Raw genomic sequence first — 17,312 nt, 5'->3', positions numbered from 1 at the left:
ACAGATGCAGATCGATCATCGCCCCATCAACCAGGAACAGGTTCCCTATGTGATTGCCGAACTGTCGGCCAACCACAATGGCAATCTGGACCGCGCCCTGGCCATCATGACCGCAGCCAAAGCAGCGGGTGCCAGCGCCGTCAAGCTGCAAACTTACCGCCCGGATACCATCACCCTCAAAAGTGATCGACCGGAATTTCAGATCCACGGCGGTTTGTGGGATGGCCACAGCCTCTATGACCTTTATGAGTGGGCGCACACCCCGTGGGAGTGGCACCAGGCGCTGTTTGCCAAAGGGCGCGAGCTGGGCCTGACGGTCTTTAGCAGCCCGTTCGACTTCAGTGCGGTGGATCTGCTGGAATCCCTCGACTGTCCGGCCTACAAGATCGCCTCCTTCGAGCTGGTGGACTTGCCCCTCATCCGCTACGCAGCCCAGACCGGCAAGCCGCTCATCATGTCCACCGGCATGGCGAACGAGGCCGAGATCGCCGCCGCGGTCGAGATGGCACTCAAGCATGGCAACGGCCAGCTGGCACTGCTGCACTGTGTCAGCGGCTATCCGGCGCCGGCAGCCGAGTACAACCTGTGTACCCTCCCCATGTTGCGCCAGCGCTTCGGTGTCGAGGTGGGGCTCTCTGATCACACCCTGGGATCGGCCACGGCCATCGCCGCCATCGCGCTCGGGGCAACCCTCATCGAGAAGCACTTCACTCTGGCACGCGCCGACGGCGGGCCGGATTGCGCCTTCTCCATGGAACCGGCCGAGCTCACCGAGCTGGTGGCCTCGGTCAATACCGCCCATGCCGCCCTCGGGGTGGCTGACTACCAGCTCACCGCCAGTGAACAGGGTAACCGTGCGTTTCGCCGCTCCCTCTATCTGGTCAAGGAGATGGTAGCCGGCGAGGTGCTCACCGCAGAGCACATCAAGTCGGTGCGCCCCGCCCTCGGTCTGCCCCCGGCCGATTACGATCGACTCATCGGCAAGCGGGTTAACCGCGACCTGAGCGCCAATCAGCCTCTCAACTGGGAGTGGATTGCAAAAGATGAATGAAGAGCTGTTGCGCCACCATCTGGCGATCATTGAACAGCGTTGGCCACGGCTAGCAGCCCACCTCACGGTAGCCCAGCTGGGCGATCTGCAGGTTGAATTGTGCGAGGGCATCAGCAGCACGCTACTGGTCAATGGCATCCAGCTGACCAGTCGTCACAACCGGGTTGCAGAAGCCGAATTGCAAGCAGCCAGTCTGCCTATGGCTCCGGTTATACACCTTTACGGCACAGGCCTTGGCGATTTGCAGCGAACATTACTGACACGCCGCGATCTGCGCACCCTGCATATCCACATCCTCAACCAAAGTCTTTTCACTTTGGTACTGGCACTGCTTGAACAGGATGATTGGCTGCAAGACCCCCGCGTGCATCTAACCATGGCTTGCGACGAGCAGGAGATACTCCTGCCCTTCTTCGCTCTACCAAGTGAACTGGAACTGGCAGAAGAGAGTGCTTGTCGTATTCGTGGCCGTTTGATGAGCGAGATACTGGCTGGTTACACACGCCAACGCTTTGATCCCGCATCGCCACGGATCTTAAGCCGGCTGGCTGAGAATATGTCTCTGGTGGCAAACGATGGTGACGTAAGCTCTCTATTTGGCTCTCGTCCTGATGGCAGCGCACTGATCATCGCCAGTGGGCCCACCCTGACACAACATCTGCCAAAACTGGCTGACTGGCTGGCACATCATCCAGACTGGCTGGTAATTTGCGTCGATACAGCGCTGGTTTCGTTACGCAGTTATGGCCTTGCACCTCATGTGGTAGTCAGTATCGATGATGCTATTACCCCGGACAGGTTGCCAGGGGCAGGGTTGGATACAGTCCCTCTTGTCTATGCGCCCATGGTACCATCCGACACTCTTAATGCTTGGCCAGGCCCACGGCTTACCACCTACTCGGCCAGTCCCATGTATGCAGCGCTGGCTCGGAAACATCCCAAGGGAACCCTGCATCAGGGAGGAAGCGTCATTCATCCGACCGTCGATCTGGCAGTACAAATCGGATGCACAGAGGTACTCCTGCTTGGTTGCGATTTTGCCTTCCCCGGTGGCCAGACCCATGCCGGCTGGCAAGACGGGGCTCTCGGCCCCTGCGCCAGTCAGGCACTGAGCTGGGTCGTGGATGGCCATGGGAAACGGGTCTGCACCAATCCCAACTTCACAACCTATCAGATTGAGCTGGAACGCTATATGGCGGCCCATCCCGAAGTTCATTTCTGGAACAGCAGCCGAGATGGTGCAGCTCTGCTCGGTAGTGAATATCATCCGGACTTTGCATCATGACGCTCAAACACCATTGCATCGCCCTCGCCCACCGTTTTAGGCTCGGCCATCATGTGGAGAGTGCCCTGACCCTTCCGGATGTACTCGAACAGGTGTTGCTGGCGCTCCCACAGGAACATCGCAGCGAGGCAGCCAGAATCATTGCCGCATTGCTGGCATGCCAAGAGCGCCATGACTGGCTTGGATTAGCCGATTGGCTGGAAGGTGAACTAGCGGCACTGCTAAGCACCTAGACCGGACTGAGCAAGCCCGCTTCGAGCAACATGTCTGCCAGTTGGCGGGCTTGCCAGAATGGAATGTGGATCGTCTCGGCAATCTCGAACAGGGTCATCTCTCCATCACTGTAAGCAAGCAGGTTCATCATGTCCCGCACAGCCCATCCTGACCAGCGGGTCGATAGATCAGGATAGAGACCGCGCTTGCCCATTTGCGGCTCGCAAAGCACCGTTACTCGATAACGTCCATCCAGCTCAATACATTCAATTGCCCTGCGCACTGCCATAAAGCCTCCCGCCAAGCCAGCAGGCGTTACGAGAGAGAGATCATCAAGCGAGGTGTGATACTCAGGGTAACAACCATATTTGGTGCGCATAATCGAGGCGATCGGCAGGTCAACCCCGGGAGCGCACAGCTGACGCTCATTGGAACCTCGATCCAGAAAGCTGAAACGATGAAATCCCGGGTCAATGTGGGCAAGAGCGTGCAATGCGGCTCTGTCAGCCAATGTACCACCACGGCGTGAGGGCAAATAGGAGTAACCACGTTCATCCCCAAGACAAGAGAGGTTGAACCCCGCCAGCGTCTGTGCTTTCAGGTGTGCCAGATGGCGTGACAGGTATACAATGGCGCCCAGCGTTTCAGGCACCAATATGAGGCGATAGCTATAACGGCGACGCGGCATCCTGGCGAGCCAGGCCATCAAAAACACACCGACCAAGGGACCCGAAAGCTCGTTGTTGGCCATGGATGGATGGCAAAGATAGCTTGACAGCAGGATCTCTTGCTTGCTCTCTCCTGCCAAACACATATCTGCATAAGTCAGTGACCCCGGAGCAAGCGTCGCATCGATCACTACCCGGTACTGCCCTGGCTGCAACTGTTCACGAACCCTGTGAGTCAGACAAAAGCCCCACCGACGCCGGTAGTAGGAAGTGACATAAGGAATGGCATCAGGCAACTCCGGTAACGAGTGCAGGTGCAGCTGCAGTTCTTCCAGAGACAGCATCGTATCAACAGGCTCTGAATACCCCACCAGATGCAGATTGTGATCGCGAAAATCGACTACCCGACGCCCATCCGGCCCCACTATGTAAGCCTCGCGTACGTTCCATTCTTCAGGCACTTGCCAGTCAAAACACTCAGTACCGGTCGGCACTTCGTGAACCTGCAACTCCGGCAGGCAATGGCATAGCAATGCAAGGCTTTCTCGAACGCCATTACCGGTCAGGCTGCGATTGATAGGATAAAGGCGCGCCGCCAGATCATACATGGCCTGGCCAATCTGCGTCGGGTCTTGCCAGTCTGCAGGTAAAAAATCCGTGTCAGGAGTCATGGGTATGCTGAACCAATTCGACAATGTGCCCAAGCGGGCTTAGGAAAAATTGAACGTGGGCGCCGCCAAAGGCGATAGCGGGCTGGCTGGGCCCGAGGGGAAGGTGACGCTGAGCCCGAAGTCGTTCGGCTGCCATCGCTATATCTGCCACTTCATAGGCCAAGTGATTAAGCAGGTTATGACGCGTACGTAACGCCTGGCTGACCGGGCTATCGTCACCGGCCGGAGCAATCAATTCGTAGCAAATCCCGGCATCATCGTATGCAAAACAGATATGTACCCGCTGCAAAGGATCGAGCACCGGCTCGCTAAATCGGGAAATCCCGAGGGTCTCGCGGCAATAGCAAACCCCGAGCTCAAGCTCGGATACCACCAACCCGACATGATGCAGTTTCATGCCCCCTCCCGGATGAGAGCATGGGGATGCTCTGCAATCAGTTGTTTGGCCACCGCGGCAAAGTCGGCGCAACGAACCGCCCAGACCGGTAACCGGCCAAATAACCCCTGATGCCACTTGTTTTGACTTTTAAGAGCTTCAACCAGACGGGAAAGATCTATCTCGCTGGCCAGATCGAGTTTTCGCACAAAGTAGTCACAATACCAGGGGCGCACAGCACCGCCATCGCAGACTTCACCCTCAAAGCGCTTCATAAAGCGATAATCGACACCAAGTTGCTGCTCCACATAGTGGGTGAAGGTAATGCGATCGGGATGGCAGGCAAAACCGGCAATCCAGCCATCATGGGCAGCCAACCAGGCAAAGGGGCTATCTTGACCAAAACAGTCATGACCGCCAGCGGTAATAATCTCGTCCCCCCCCGCACCCCATACGGCCATGCTGAAGATAGGGTCGCGGGTACGCCCCACATCAGGCAGAGTGCGAAACAGTTCCGTCATCAGGCCCACTTCACTGGGAGACGTCACCCGGTCGAAACATACCTTGCGTGTCAGGCTATAAGTGAATGTCGGCACCAGCAGAGTGCCCTCGTCTCCAAGCCACTCCTGTATCCCGCTCCAAAAAGCTTGCATTCCAGCGTTATTACTCTGACCAGGAAACTGGGCTACAGCCATAGCGTCAGAGTGAACCATCAAGGCACTTCCGCGCGAGATCCCTAGCGTGCTCAGAGCATGAGATAGAGCCTCAATCACAGGGCAAGACCACGACGCAACAGCGCATCACGAATATCCTGAAGTTGCTTCATCATCGCCAGCTCTTCAGGATCGAAGCGTACCGAGAAAGTCTGTTCAACCAGTAGCAGAAAATTAAAATGACCGAGCGAATCCCATTCCGGAAATGCGCCGAATCCCAACTGATAGTCGCCTCGCGTGACGGTTGCAGAAGGAAACTGCTGTTCTAACAGAGTGAAGAGATCAGTCATGGTGATAAAACTCCAAAAAAGGCAAATTCAGCTGTGCAAGCGCCAGACTATGGAAATGCTCATGAGAGAAACGGGTGGGATCCGGATTATCACAGGGGGATAACGACAGGGATGCCAACCATGTCAGCGCAGGTTCATTACGTTCACAACGGTTCGAGCCAATAACCAGACGCTCGATCCCCACCTCACGCAGTTCAGCCGAGATACGATCCAGCAGCCAGTATTCCAGACCTCGCGACAGAACTCTGCAACTCAGTGCCAGCGTATCGAGAAAAGCAGTCGTTGAATTGACAGTCTGGATCAGCACAATCCCCACCAATCCATGGTCTGCAAAACAATCCCGCAAAGACACCAACCCACAGAACCCATTTTTAGCCAACAACTCGAGTGTGCGAGCATCATGGCGCAAACAGGAGAGATTAAACTGATTGGTTTTTTTAACAAGCTGTTCTGCCCGGGGAAGATTATCCGGTGCCAGAGGATGAAAATTCGCACACAAGGACAAATGGCGCAGATAGTCGCTTTCACTTCTGGCTTGCTCACGCAGTCGCTCACCTTCGGCCAGTGCGCGGTAGGAAGCCTGGCGCAAGCTGTCATCCTTTGTCAGCCCTTGGGCAAAACCACCGTACGAGAGCAGACTATTGGGCCAATCCCAGATCTCTTGCGGCGGTTCAATCACGTCCACCTGCGATAAAGCAGCGCGAACTTCGGCTCGCTCCAGAGGGGAATCATCCCAAAACACCAGTGCATCAAGACCAAGGTTAAGAGTGCGTGCGATATGGCGCAAGCCGTCTGATTTTCGTCCCCAACCGATTGCCGACGCTGCGATTTGTGCTCGCGACAATTTCATCGCACCATGCTGTTCAAACACAAGCCAGACATCGTCAGGGCTATTCTTGGAACAAAGAGCCAGCAAAACCCCGCGGTTGTACCAGTAACGCACAGCCTCCTGGAAAGATTGGTATAACTTGCCTGCCCCGTCTTGCCCCAGCTGCAAGCCACTTACGCCATCTTCACCGACCACGCCACCCCAAAGGGTATTGTCGCAGTCAAGTACCAAGACTTTGCGCCGAGGTTCCTGATCGCGTGTCCAACGCTCGGCAATCCATGTTGCGAGAGAGCTAATCCCTGGAGCAGAGAGAGGACAGGAAAGCAGGTATCGGTTACGCGAGTCAAAACAGCGTTGTGCACCTTCTTTCATCAACCAGCGAGGTAGATCAAGATTAATGAGGTGAAGCTCGGCAAGCCGTTGGGAAAAGCGAGCATCAAGGGTTTTCACCCAAGGATAGAGGTCGGCACAAGCGCCAGGGGCAGTGAAAAAACAGGCTCCGAGGTAAACTGGTGTGCCACCATCCTCATGAAACGGAAGAAGCAACTCATCCAGCCACATATCAATCTGTTGCTCGAGAGATACAGGTTCAAGGTTCGACCAATGCTGACAACGCGTCTCCGTAAGTAACTGCTCCCAAAACCAGATTACGACCCGAGCATCACCAGAATTGCAGCTATACCATTGTCCTTGTTGCTGGAAGTGGAGTGCAGCCAATTTGGCCAGCGGAGCCCAAGCAACATTGCCAGGCATCAGAAAGGCGGTTGACGCTAGAGAAAGCGAAGCCATTAGCATTCCCTATGATATGAAAAACTTTTTATATCATACAGTTACAAAGTGGGCGTGAACAGTGTCACGCCCCTGAGAAGATTTTACTTAAACACATCGAGACCAACGAAGTAGGTCGTATCGTGCCGTTCAAAAACATCAGCATAGATTTTCTCGGCATCAGAAAAAAACTTGTCCAGCAGCACGATAGCTGAATCGAGTTGCTGAACAAAATAGTCATCTTCTTTCTGAAGTAATGCCATCATCAAAGTAATGATATTGGCATAAAAGTAATTAATTGAACCAATCAACATTCGATACAAATGTGCTTCAGTGCTTGTCAAAAGGTAGAGCAAATAATCATGATGACGCTGCATCATAAGCTGGACCGCATTATAGTCACGATTAACATCATGCCAATCTGAGCGAAACTTTTCGATCACCTGATTAAACAGAGGGACATTGAGGCCAGACTTGAAATCAACCAACGTGAGGTCGAGTGGCTTAAAACATGTATCCATTAGCTCATCAACTATATGACGCTTATCAATATCCCCCCAGACAGGGTTAATTTTTTGGACATACTGCGCCACAGCCCCTTCAATATAAGCACCATCACTAGCGTTGACACAATCAACATCATTATAATCTTTCAAAACACGAGCCATGTTGTGGATTGAAAGCCCAAAGAGATGATTAATTAGAACCTCTCCACCAAAATTACCTGGAGCAGGAAATGTATCGTTAAGGTCTTGATGATATTTTGCCTCCTGCTTTTCATTGTAATACAGGCTCAATTTTGAGTGGTGTTTATCTGCACTTTTATAACCATTATCTATACCAAAAAGGTATATTTTTTTGAACCCCAAAAGTGCAGCATAATTTAGACCCGTATTTCCGACAAAGGGATTTGAATACTCTATGGTATCGAAATCGAATTTATACCCTAAACGAGAACTCAGTAATTTATACATTGGTTCATTGGGTTTGAATGCTAAACCGGTTCTACGGAAAAAGCTCTTACACTCGGGGTGTATAACATCTACACTCAGGAACGCACACCCCTTGAGAAAGTCTCCCGCATTCAATATGTGCAGAAAATCCGCTGAACTTTTAGTTCGTTCAACAGCGACATAAATATCTGGCTTGATCCCCGCTTTATAAAGAGCACTTACGGCTGTGCCACAGGAAATAATTACTGCTTTATTTTGATACTCTGCAATAAAATCTATCGTTTGATCAAGTGATGGCCCATTACCCACAACGAATACAGGGATATCAGCAGACAAACTCATATCTCGCGACTGCTTCAGAAATGGCGTTCCTTCTTGAAGATGAGAATGACTATGTGCCAAGGCATAAACGTTATCATCAAAGAATCCCCAGCCAGTTCTCAACAAGTAGAACTCGGTCTCTACCTTATGAACCAATTTGTCAATCTGGGGGGAGCGATAGTGGCAAAATGAAAAGTATGATGCAGACCAGAAAGCGCCTTTACGATGGAGAGCCTCCATCATATCTGCCGCAAGCAATTGCTCATCGACACCAATAAAAAGATGAATACTGAGCGACTCACTATCCATATATTCAAACAACGAATGCCAATCAAAGCAAAAGAGTGATGCGTAGAAAACATCAAGGTCTGGTTCAAATGCAAACAAATTTCTGACTTTACAGCGCTCGTATAGATAGCCTAGTTGATAACCAAGACCGATGCCATACATTAATGAAAGTGGAATATCCATGGCTAATGCATCTCTCAGATGCAGTCCATTCAGATCCGATGCTTGCTTTAACTGCGATATTTCATTGTTGTATTTGATGTGAATTTGACCATCTATGTACCACTGAGGAGCAAAGTCAACACTTTGGAGAATGCTACTATCAATTACTTCATCTATCTGTTGCTGGGCCTCTACAAACGGATTTTTTCCGTACATAGATACTTGGTCATCCAGCCATAATATATTGGGAATACCATTTTCATTGCAATAAAAACGAAATGCTTTGGCCGGTTTATAATTATTAAAGAAATTATATATATCAGGCATTTTTTCCGAGAATGCCTTCATGTTTAGTTCATATCTTGCTGGAAGCACCTCCAGCATGGCTGCTTCCTGGATCTTTTGCTGTTCAAGACGAGATAGTTCATTCTCGATATTTGTAATTGTTTTTTTCAGATCCATAGAATGGTCAACCTGCATTGGATTTATAACGCTTTGTCGCTTTACCAGCTTTTGAAAATTGCAACAGTTTAATTTCCACACTTGACTTTTGTTCTTCAATCAGAGTAAATATATCTTTAAACTGCTTCAATACCTGTCTTTCTTCTGCATTCAAGTTAGTCCCCGACTTAATCCCAGAAAAAATATCGTCAAGAGAACCTAGATATTTATCTAATTCTATGTCGGCCAAATCAAGTTCACCCCGATTTAGCAACCTCAGAATCAGGTGGCCGTTATCTATAATTCTGGAAAAGGGAGAGTGATTCATTAAACTCCACCACTACTCTTCTGTTGAGCCAATGCCTTATCCTTCTCTTCCACTGGTATCGCATCCCAACCACTCTTCACTGTCACCATCAATTGCAGCACCTCATCAACAGCTGCAGGATCCATATCACGACTCGCATCCATCAAACGACCTTTCATGTAATCATAAAGAGCGAAAAGATCCTCAGGTATCTTGCCATAAGACATATCGAGAGAATCTTGCAAACCATTGATGATCGCCATTGATTTGGAAATGGATTGAGACTTGCCCTCAAAATCGCGGCGTTCAATTGCCCCACGAGCTTGTGAGAGCCGTTCAAGACATCCTTGCATCAAAAGTTGGATGACCCGGTAAGAATCTGCGACTGCCAACTCGGCTTGAAGATTCTGAGTGGTGTAAGCCTTGATATTTTTGCGGTACATACGAGGCACAGCTCCTGACTACAGGTTAATTCGATTTGGTATTGAGCAAATTGAGATAAGAAGCCGATTTGTTCATCTTGGCCAGCATGGTATCCAGGCTGCCGTAACGAGCACGCAAGGTCTCCTGATACTTGGTAAGTTGGGAAGTCACATCCGATTCCTTGCGGCTCACTTCACGCAGATCAGAATTTAAGGATTCCTCGCGCTTTGCCAGCAAACCACCCGTCTTGGAATAGGTTTCCAGCTGAGTTGCCAATTTACCCGCAACCCCATCCTTACCACCAAATACTGCAACGACCTGATCGAAATTCTTGTCGATGGCTTCACTGAACTTGGTATCGTCAATGGACAGCACACCCTTGTTGTCCATCTTTATGCCCATCTGAAAAATGGTTGAATAGGTGGAGGACTTTTGAGACGGGTCGGTAATAACCCCATTCATCATATTTGTCACTGCTCGTGTCGTTGCATCACCGGCCAAGGCTCCACCATCATTCTGGCTCTTTCCTGCAACAATCGAGTTGCGCTTGCCAAGCTCATTGCTCTTTTTGACCAGAGCGTTGTAGCCATCGACAAAACTCTTGACCATGTCTTTGATACCGGCCTTGTCGGTAGTTACTGAAACCTTGTTGGAGCCGAAGGTCGTCACTGGCTTGCCATCACTGCCAGTAGAAGTGGTGCTATCAGATACTCTCAGCACAGTCAGTTTAAGGCCAACAATAGTTCCATCAAATGTATTGGTTGGACTGGTCAGCTCGTTACCATCGACCTTGATCTTGGCATCTTGTGCAGTCTGGCTTTTTGTCAATTTTGAGACAAAATTGTCAGTCAATTCGGTCGTGCTACCAGTGATCTGCAAATCCTTGCCGCTACCGCTAACACCAGAATCAATCACCAACTTGGATTTGCCATCTGACGTATTCATGATGTTGACGCTCAGACCGAAATTGTTAGCGTCATTGTTGATACGTTTGCGAATAGACTGCAGCGAATCGCCCGCCTTGACATCCACATCAAAGCTCTTATCACCAGCCTTTAACGTCAATTTTCCGTCTTGGGTGATAAGCGGTGTCGTCGAGGAGTCAAAGGTACCGTCAAATTTACTGGTTTTCGCCAATTGCTCGACACTGATGTCATATTGCCCATTCGAAGCTCCCGTCTTGCTCTCCACCTTTAGCACGGGTTTATCTTTGTCTTGGGTAATGTCAATTGCACGCTTGTTGAATGCATCATCCTTTGCCATCGCCTGCAGAGTCGTGACGAAAGAGGAGATGGCCGATTTGAGCTGCCCGACACCGGAGAGAGTAATCTGAGTGTTAGTCTTTTTGGTGGTGATAGGCTGCATCAATTGCGCCTTCTTGGCGTTGACACTAGCCGCAATAACTGACTCCAGATCGAGTCCCGAACCAGCACCAGCAGACGTAATAGTAGGCATACTCACTCTCCTCTTAACTCTTCGTATCAGATCTCGTTATCAAGCAACAACCCTACACGAGAACTTCCACCGGCAGCATTCCCATCACGCAGATCCTTGATCCGTTTGCTGATAGCGAGCAACTCTTCGCTCGGGATCTGCCGAATCATTGATTTGGTCTCGGCATCCACCACTTTTATAACTACCTGATCGAGATCTTTTTCAACACTGAAATTGACTGTCCAACCTTGCAACTTGCTGAACTCTTGCAAGTTTTGTACCTCATTTTCAATGTCTGCACTGGACATATTCTGCTTGGTGTTTTTTTCTCCTGCTTGGCTATCCTGCTGTCTTTTCACATCCTGTTGTGCCGTCACCCGCTGCTCTTCTGTTGTACCAAGTAGCACTTGAGCGGCCGGTTGGCCGCTCTTGCTACTTGGCTGAAGAGAAGAAGGAGTGACTGATGACGGGATCCCAATTTCATTGGCCATATCGTCGCTCCTTTTGCTATCTCATCACTGCTTTTCTATTAACCCAGCAGGGACAGAGCAGATTGCGGTCTCTGGTTGGCTTGTGCCAGGATACTGGATGCAGCCTGTTGCAGGATATTCTGCTTGGTCAGGTTGGCAGTCTCAGTCGCAAAGTCTGCGTCACGGATACGAGAGCGTGCTGCGCTCAGGTTCTCAGAGACGTTGGACTGGTTGCGAATAGTGGAGTCAAAACGGTTCTGCACAGCCCCCAACTCAGCTCGTTTGCTATCAACTGCCTTGATCATATAGTCAAGGTTTGCCATCGCAGACTGAGCTGCACTAGCGGTTTTGATGCTATTCATGTTAGCAACAGTCACAGCACTCGAAGCTGCAGTCACTTTATACGGCTCTTTACTACCAGTAGAACCGGCGGCAATAGTAGCACTACCTTTCGATGCTGAAGCGATACCACTGATGGTAAAAGCGCTGGTCATCTTAAAGGTAATGGTCTGACTGGCATCGGCACCAACCTGGAATGTGCCCTTATATTTACCATCCAATAACTTCTGACCACCGAATGTAGTATCACTAGAAATTCGATCTATCTCGGTCATCAGCTGATCATACTCTTGCTGCAGTGCAGTTCGGTCATCGGTATTATTGGAACCGTTTGCTGACTGCTGTGCAAGTGTACGCATGCGTTGGAGCATCGAGGTTGTTTCATCCATGGCTCCTTCAGCTGTTTGAGCAACTGAAATGCCATCATTTGCGTTGCGGTTACCCTGATCCAACCCGTTGACTTGTGAAGTCAAACGGTTGGAGATCTGCAGACCGGCAGCATCATCCTTGGCAGTGTTGATACGAAGACCGGATGCCAACCTGGTATAGGAGGTATCCAGAGACTTGTTGGTATTCATCAGGTTACGCTGGGCGTTCAGTGATGAAATATTTGTGTTGATGTACATGGCCATAAAATATTCTCCCGAAGAACATGCGACTGCAGGTTGCGTCGTCAAAACCGCACGACGGCCCACCGTTTGAAGAGAAGGTTGAACATTCCTGTCTCTTCAGGCGGGTGTCTGTTTGAACGGACAGCCACCCGCAGTAGTGCAAACGTTGGATTCCGAACACCCCTCGATTGCTTCATCTAGGTTAACGGCCACGCTCACACAACCTTTAGGAAAATTGTTGCCGAAGGCGGCAAGAATTATCCGGCAAGCGGCAAACATAGAGGGAGGATAGAAAACGTACGACGGAGGAAAAGCTATCAGGAGGGCATCAACGGCATTGGCATGCTTTGTGCTTTAACTTTGGAAGAGTGACGCTATCTTGGCGCCACAATAAAAAAAGAGGCCGGTAAACCGGCCTAAAACAGAGCGTATGCTCAGGAGAATATGACCAAGCGTGACAGAACTGAACAGCTGGACAACACTTGGCATTACTAGTAGAGAATTATATCTCTCCCGATAGAACAGAGTGCGAACCCGAACACCCCTTTGTTCCATCTCTTGACCAGGGCGGCCTGAACAACCGCCCTGTTTTCTTTTGTTAGCCTTGCAGCAGCGACAGTGCAGATTGCGGACGCTGGTTAGCCTGAGACAGTATGGTCGAAGCAGCCTGTTGCAAAATATTCTGTTTGGTCAGGTTTGCAGTTTCGGTCGCAAAGTCCGCATCACGGATCCGTGAACGTGCTGCACTGACGTTTTCAGAGACGTTTGCCTGGTTACGAATTGTCGAATCGAACCGGTTTTGTACCGCACCCAATTCAGCACGTTTGCTATCTACAACTTTAATCATATAGTCCAAGTTCGCCATTGCTGACTGTGCAGCACTAGCACTCTTGATGGAATTCATGTTCGTAACAGTGATAGCGGAGGACGAGGCAGTTACCTTGTAGGGTTCTTTACTACCAGTACTGCCTGCAGCTATTGTGGCACTTCCTTTGGCCGCAGATGCCATACCAGAAATGGTGAACGCAGTGGTCATTTTAAAAGTGATGGTCTGGGCTGCATCAGCACCAACCTGAAATGTTCCTTTATAACCACCGTTTAGAAGTTGCTGACCACCAAATGTAGTATCTTTGGCAACGCGATCGATTTCGGTCATCAGCTGGTCATACTCCTGCTGTAAAGCAGTACGGTCATCCGTGTTATTTGAACCGTTGGCTGATTGCTGTGCCAAAGTACGCATCCGCTGCAACATACTGGTCACCTCATCCATCGCACCTTCAGCGGTTTGCGCAACCGAAATACCATCGTTGGCGTTGCGGTTACCTTGATCCAGCCCGTTGACCTGGGAGGTCAAACGGTTGGAAATTTGCAAGCCGGCGGCATCGTCTTTTGCGCTGTTGATGCGCAGACCAGATGCCAAACGGGTGTAGGATGTATCCAGTGATTTTGTCGTATTCATCAGGTTACGCTGAGCGTTGAGCGATGAAACGTTGGTGTTGATATAAAGGCCCATGACTATTCTCCTAAGCTATTAAATTTACTCTTCTATTTGCTCGAGCTTTATTATGTTTCGTGCCCGATGCGTCTTATTTAACGGCCCGTTTTTCGATGTCTTTAGCATTTTTTTCAACGCTTCATCGCATTAACGCCGCTTACCCTATTTATCGGCATGTCATCGATTAACTTAAGAAAAAAATCGCCACCAGAGTGAAGATGGGAAGGCCTGTACCAACGAGCCCCTCGCAGCATCGCAAGCAACCCATACGACACCGACGGTTCCACGAAGAGGAAAAAAATCGGGGCAGACTCGCAATTTTGTCGACGGCATCTTGGCGGTTGACGCCGCCAGCCCCTAAAATCGCCGCCCCATCAACAATTTGACGTGAGTTGTTTCCATGCAGACAGTGGTTGAGCAGCTTGTTTACATCAGCGACATGTTTGGTACTGCGGTATTCGCGTTTTCAGGGGTTCTGGTGGCGGGCCGGCTCAGAATGGACGGATTTGGCGTCATGGTTTTGGCGGCAGTCACCGCCATCGGTGGCGGTACCATTCGCGATATGATCCTTGGGGCTACACCTGTATTTTGGGTTCGTGACCCTCTCTACATCTGGGTGGTCATTGCAACAGCACTCATCGGTATGTGGATGGTCAAGTTGCCGCGCCGCATGCCCTGGTATGTCTTGCCGGTGGCGGATGCCTTTGGGCTCGCCCTCTTTACTGTGATCGGCGCCCAGAAAGCCCTCAACTTTGGTACTTCGGGACTAATCGCCGTACTGATGGGCACCATGACCGGAGTAGCTGGCGGCATGATCCGCGATGTGCTGGCCCGAGAAGTGCCCATGGTGCTGCAAAAAGAGATATATGCCACCGCCTGTATCCTCGGCGGCATTCTCTACACGCTGGCACTGGAGGCCGATATGGATCGGGTCACCGCCATGCTTATCTGCATGAGCGCCGTATTTGGCCTGCGGGTTGCCGCCATCTATTGGCATCTCTCCCTGCCCACCTTCTCGCTACAGCGCAGCAATTGAGGGAAGCCCCGCACAGTGTGCGGGGCTTCGCGTTGAACCAAACGCGCTTTTCTGTTGTCATACAACACAGTTGTTGTTAGCCGGAACTTCTCATGCAAAAGATCGGAATGTTCGCCACGCTCTTTCTCACCAGCGTGACGGCACTTCATGCCGAGGCACAGGCGGTGTTTGGCCGATTGGCCTCGGCACCAGTACAGCAGTTCAATCAGGTAATACGTCAGGCCAGCAACGAGCAGCAAGGCTGGGTCAATGACTATCGGGAAGTGGCGCTGCGCTTTGTCGGCCATGGCGACATGACCAGTCGTATCCACGCCCAGCAGCTGGATAACGATCTGGTGCTCTCTGTCGCACTGGATGGCTCGCACAGCGACATGCTCTATATCCTGACCCTCTATCGCAGCAATAATCTCTGGCAGATGCGAGAAGCCGAGATGGGCTGGCGCTGTCAGGGACAAGATTCTTTCACCCCGGTCCCTGCCCCTGATGGGCATGACAAACTGGTGAAATAAAAAAATCCGGCACATTGGCCGGATTTTTTATGGGAGATTGAGCGTCAAATTACGGACGGTAAACTTTGACGTTGGTAAAGCCCTTCTCTTTCAGGTAAAGCGCCTGCAGCTTGCTCATCACGCCGCGATCACAGTAGAGCAGGTAGGTCTTCTCCTTGGGCAGATCGCCAAAGGCGGTAGCCAGCTTGAAGAAGGGGATATGCATGACCTCACGCCCTTCCACCAGCAATGGCTTCTCGTCGTGCTCGTCCATGGAGCGAATATCGAGGATTACCTCATTGTCACCGCTCTCGGCAGTGGTCTCCACTTCCTGAACCTCGGCGGCGGTCTCTTCACCGATACGACGGATATCGAGGTAACGGGCCTCAGCCACCACCTTGTCCAGAATGGCGAAGTCGAAGTTGCCCTCTTCCTCTTCAATGCGCGCCAGATCGGCCTTCACGGTCGGCTTTTTGGAGATGACGCCACAATACTCCGGCATGGTCTCGGCGAACTCCAGAGTGCCGATGCGGCGGGCTTCACTGATGATGTCCGGCTTGTCCCAGGTGATAAGCGGGCGCAGGATCACCTTGTCGGTCACCCGGTCGATGACGTTCAGGTTGGTGAGGGTCTGGCTGGAAACCTGACCCACACACTCGCCGGTCACCAGCGCCGGGATCTGGAACTCGTCGGCCACCTTGGCGGCGGCACGCATCATCATCCGCTTCAGCACCACCCCCATCTGGCCGTTGTCGATCTTCTCGAGGATCTCGGCAACCACCGGCTCGAAGTCCACCGCAGTGAAACGTACCCGATGGGAGGAGCCAAAGCGGTTCCACAGGTGATAGGCCACCTGCTTGACGCCGATTTCGTGAGCGGCGCCGCCCAGATTGAAGAAGCAGTAGTGCACCCGGCAGCCACGCTTGATGAACTGGAAGGAGGCCACACCGGAGTCAAAACCGCCGGAGATGAGGCTCAGCACATCTTCCTGAGTGGCGATGGGCATGCCGCTCAGGCCCTGATGGATGGCGCTGACGATGAAGAGCTCTTCGCCATCGATCTCGAGGTTGATCTTCACATCCGGATTCTTGAGGCGCACGCCGTTGCTTTCACAGTGCTGGTTCAAACCACCGCCCACATAGCGCTCAATCTCGAGAGAGGAGAACTCGTGCTTGCCGTGGCGCTTGGCGCGCACGCAGAAGGTTTTGCCCTTGAGCTGGTCGCCCCACACGGCTTTCACCTGCTCGAAGATGTCGTGCAGATCGGTGAACTTGCTGGCCTGAACCTCGAGGAAGGCCTGAATGCCGGGAATACAGGCCAAAGCTTCGATGGCCTGCTCGCGGAACTGGTCATTGCGGGAGCTCACAATCAGCTTGTCCCAATCCATCCGTACGCGGGCATCGTCGTCGAAGCGGCGCAGGACGTTGCGGATATTGCCCTGCAGGATCTTGATAAAGCGCTGGCGAACCGACTTGCTCTTGATGGTGATTTCCGGGAACAGCTTAATAATGAACTTCATGGTAATGACTCGGGTGACCTTGATTTAAGGGCGCGAATTATATCAGAACTTTGTGGCCAGCGCCTACTGGATGAGCGTTTGCTCACATTACCCCACGCAGTGTTTGCCGTGCAGCGCCAATCTTGCGTATATTCCCGACCCTGCACCCCGGCACCACTTCT

The 17,312-nt window shown here is 51.4% G+C and carries 18 protein-coding genes; 5 read left to right on the top strand and 13 right to left on the bottom strand.

The window, feature by feature from the left end; genetic code table 11:
- Positions 1-4 precede the first annotated feature (4 nt).
- The 3 genes from pseI to WE862_RS12230 are packed head-to-tail and all read left to right on the top strand — an operon-like array spanning position 5 to position 2,569.
- Complete coding sequence (pseI, locus tag WE862_RS12240; protein ID WP_042033462.1) at positions 5-1,051, top strand: pseudaminic acid synthase; 1,047 nt, start codon at positions 5-7, stop codon at positions 1,049-1,051.
- Positions 1,044-2,336, top strand: a complete 1,293-nt coding sequence (locus WE862_RS12235) for a motility associated factor glycosyltransferase family protein (protein WP_082035535.1) — start codon at positions 1,044-1,046, stop codon at positions 2,334-2,336. Before pseI ends, WE862_RS12235 begins: the two co-directional genes overlap by 8 nt.
- Entirely contained in the window at positions 2,333-2,569 is a 237-nt protein-coding gene (locus WE862_RS12230; protein WP_082035534.1) for a hypothetical protein, read from the top strand. The genes WE862_RS12235 and WE862_RS12230 overlap by 4 nt, the downstream gene beginning before the upstream one ends.
- Here WE862_RS12230 and WE862_RS12225 read toward each other — a convergent pair.
- The 12 genes from WE862_RS12225 to flaA form a co-directional block, all read right to left on the bottom strand.
- Positions 2,566-3,888: a DUF4910 domain-containing protein gene (locus tag WE862_RS12225; RefSeq protein WP_042033460.1), complete on the bottom strand. Its 1,323-nt coding sequence runs from the start codon at positions 3,886-3,888 to the stop codon at positions 2,566-2,568. The genes WE862_RS12230 and WE862_RS12225 overlap by 4 nt on opposite strands.
- Positions 3,878-4,285 carry a VOC family protein gene (locus WE862_RS12220; RefSeq protein WP_042033458.1) on the bottom strand — a complete coding sequence of 136 codons (408 nt, stop codon included), beginning with the start codon at positions 4,283-4,285 and terminating at the stop codon, positions 3,878-3,880. Before WE862_RS12220 ends, WE862_RS12225 begins: the two co-directional genes overlap by 11 nt.
- Positions 4,282-5,037, bottom strand: a complete 756-nt coding sequence (locus WE862_RS12215) for an AAC(3) family N-acetyltransferase (RefSeq protein ID WP_042033457.1) — start codon at positions 5,035-5,037, stop codon at positions 4,282-4,284. Before WE862_RS12215 ends, WE862_RS12220 begins: the two co-directional genes overlap by 4 nt.
- A complete protein-coding gene (locus WE862_RS12210) occupies positions 5,034-5,267 on the bottom strand; it encodes an acyl carrier protein (protein WP_042033454.1) in 234 nt (77 codons plus the stop codon). Before WE862_RS12210 ends, WE862_RS12215 begins: the two co-directional genes overlap by 4 nt.
- The gene (locus tag WE862_RS12205) at positions 5,260-6,885 is read right to left on the bottom strand and encodes an HAD-IIIC family phosphatase (RefSeq protein ID WP_082035533.1); all 1,626 of its coding nucleotides are present in this window, start codon (positions 6,883-6,885) and stop codon (positions 5,260-5,262) included. The genes WE862_RS12210 and WE862_RS12205 overlap by 8 nt, the downstream gene beginning before the upstream one ends.
- Before the next feature lie 83 nt (positions 6,886-6,968).
- Positions 6,969-9,050 carry a 6-hydroxymethylpterin diphosphokinase MptE-like protein gene (locus WE862_RS12200; RefSeq protein ID WP_042033447.1) on the bottom strand — a complete coding sequence of 694 codons (2,082 nt, stop codon included), beginning with the start codon at positions 9,048-9,050 and terminating at the stop codon, positions 6,969-6,971.
- Between the two features lie 7 nt (positions 9,051-9,057).
- On the bottom strand, positions 9,058-9,357 hold the full coding sequence (locus WE862_RS12195) for a hypothetical protein (RefSeq protein WP_042033445.1): 300 nt from the start codon (positions 9,355-9,357) through the stop codon (positions 9,058-9,060).
- The gene (gene fliS / locus WE862_RS12190; RefSeq protein WP_042033444.1) at positions 9,357-9,779 is read right to left on the bottom strand and encodes a flagellar export chaperone FliS; all 423 of its coding nucleotides are present in this window, start codon (positions 9,777-9,779) and stop codon (positions 9,357-9,359) included. The genes WE862_RS12195 and fliS overlap by 1 nt, the downstream gene beginning before the upstream one ends.
- Positions 9,780-9,804: 25 nt before the next feature.
- Positions 9,805-11,214: a flagellar filament capping protein FliD gene (gene fliD, locus WE862_RS12185; protein WP_042033441.1), complete on the bottom strand. Its 1,410-nt coding sequence runs from the start codon at positions 11,212-11,214 to the stop codon at positions 9,805-9,807.
- A 26-nt stretch (positions 11,215-11,240) separates the two neighbouring features.
- Positions 11,241-11,684, bottom strand: coding sequence for a flagellar protein FlaG (locus tag WE862_RS12180; protein WP_042033439.1), 444 nt, complete (start codon positions 11,682-11,684; stop codon positions 11,241-11,243).
- A gap of 38 nt (positions 11,685-11,722) precedes the next feature.
- Positions 11,723-12,634 (bottom strand): flagellin B, encoded by a 912-nt coding sequence (gene flaB / locus WE862_RS12175; protein ID WP_042033437.1) that lies wholly within the window; start codon positions 12,632-12,634, stop codon positions 11,723-11,725.
- Positions 12,635-13,211: 577 nt separating this feature from the next.
- Entirely contained in the window at positions 13,212-14,126 is a 915-nt protein-coding gene (gene flaA / locus WE862_RS12170) for a flagellin A (RefSeq protein ID WP_042033436.1), read from the bottom strand.
- Positions 14,127-14,508: 382 nt separating this feature from the next.
- Between flaA and WE862_RS12165 the strand changes: the two genes are divergently transcribed.
- Positions 14,509-15,144, top strand: a complete 636-nt coding sequence (locus tag WE862_RS12165; protein WP_041209925.1) for a trimeric intracellular cation channel family protein — start codon at positions 14,509-14,511, stop codon at positions 15,142-15,144.
- A 92-nt stretch (positions 15,145-15,236) separates the two neighbouring features.
- Positions 15,237-15,653, top strand: coding sequence for a hypothetical protein (locus tag WE862_RS12160; RefSeq protein ID WP_339058620.1), 417 nt, complete (start codon positions 15,237-15,239; stop codon positions 15,651-15,653).
- 49 nt (positions 15,654-15,702) lie between these two features.
- Here the strand turns inward: WE862_RS12160 and thiI are convergent, their stop codons facing one another.
- Positions 15,703-17,151 (bottom strand): tRNA uracil 4-sulfurtransferase ThiI, encoded by a 1,449-nt coding sequence (gene thiI, locus WE862_RS12155; protein ID WP_042033431.1) that lies wholly within the window; start codon positions 17,149-17,151, stop codon positions 15,703-15,705.
- Between the last annotated feature and the right edge of the window lie 161 nt (positions 17,152-17,312).

It is taken from the genome of Aeromonas jandaei, assembly GCF_037890695.1.
Lineage (GTDB): Bacteria > Pseudomonadota > Gammaproteobacteria > Enterobacterales > Aeromonadaceae > Aeromonas > Aeromonas jandaei.
The sequence above is the reverse complement of the archived record's forward strand: the minus strand, read 5'-3'. Positions and strand labels throughout refer to the sequence as shown.

Bases quoted from the DNA above. Each gene is read 5' to 3' on its own strand.
- pseI (WP_042033462.1), top strand. From the start codon at position 5: ATGCAGATCGATCATCGCCCCATCAACCAGGAACAGGTTCCCTATGTG.
- WE862_RS12205 (WP_082035533.1), bottom strand. From the start codon at position 6,885: ATGGCTTCGCTTTCTCTAGCGTCAACCGCCTTTCTGATGCCTGGCAAT.
- flaB (WP_042033437.1), bottom strand. From the start codon at position 12,634: ATGGCCATGTACATCAACACAAATATTTCATCACTGAACGCCCAGCGT.
- WE862_RS12220 (WP_042033458.1), bottom strand. From the start codon at position 4,285: ATGAAACTGCATCATGTCGGGTTGGTGGTATCCGAGCTTGAGCTCGGG.
- WE862_RS12230 (WP_082035534.1), top strand. From the start codon at position 2,333: ATGACGCTCAAACACCATTGCATCGCCCTCGCCCACCGTTTTAGGCTC.
- WE862_RS12235 (WP_082035535.1), top strand. From the start codon at position 1,044: ATGAATGAAGAGCTGTTGCGCCACCATCTGGCGATCATTGAACAGCGT.
- thiI (WP_042033431.1), bottom strand. From the start codon at position 17,151: ATGAAGTTCATTATTAAGCTGTTCCCGGAAATCACCATCAAGAGCAAG.
- WE862_RS12165 (WP_041209925.1), top strand. From the start codon at position 14,509: ATGCAGACAGTGGTTGAGCAGCTTGTTTACATCAGCGACATGTTTGGT.
- WE862_RS12195 (WP_042033445.1), bottom strand. From the start codon at position 9,357: ATGAATCACTCTCCCTTTTCCAGAATTATAGATAACGGCCACCTGATT.
- WE862_RS12210 (WP_042033454.1), bottom strand. From the start codon at position 5,267: ATGACTGATCTCTTCACTCTGTTAGAACAGCAGTTTCCTTCTGCAACC.
- fliS (WP_042033444.1), bottom strand. From the start codon at position 9,779: ATGTACCGCAAAAATATCAAGGCTTACACCACTCAGAATCTTCAAGCC.
- WE862_RS12180 (WP_042033439.1), bottom strand. From the start codon at position 11,684: ATGGCCAATGAAATTGGGATCCCGTCATCAGTCACTCCTTCTTCTCTT.
- fliD (WP_042033441.1), bottom strand. From the start codon at position 11,214: ATGCCTACTATTACGTCTGCTGGTGCTGGTTCGGGACTCGATCTGGAG.
- WE862_RS12160 (WP_339058620.1), top strand. From the start codon at position 15,237: ATGCAAAAGATCGGAATGTTCGCCACGCTCTTTCTCACCAGCGTGACG.
- flaA (WP_042033436.1), bottom strand. From the start codon at position 14,126: ATGGGCCTTTATATCAACACCAACGTTTCATCGCTCAACGCTCAGCGT.
- WE862_RS12200 (WP_042033447.1), bottom strand. From the start codon at position 9,050: ATGGATCTGAAAAAAACAATTACAAATATCGAGAATGAACTATCTCGT.
- WE862_RS12225 (WP_042033460.1), bottom strand. From the start codon at position 3,888: ATGACTCCTGACACGGATTTTTTACCTGCAGACTGGCAAGACCCGACG.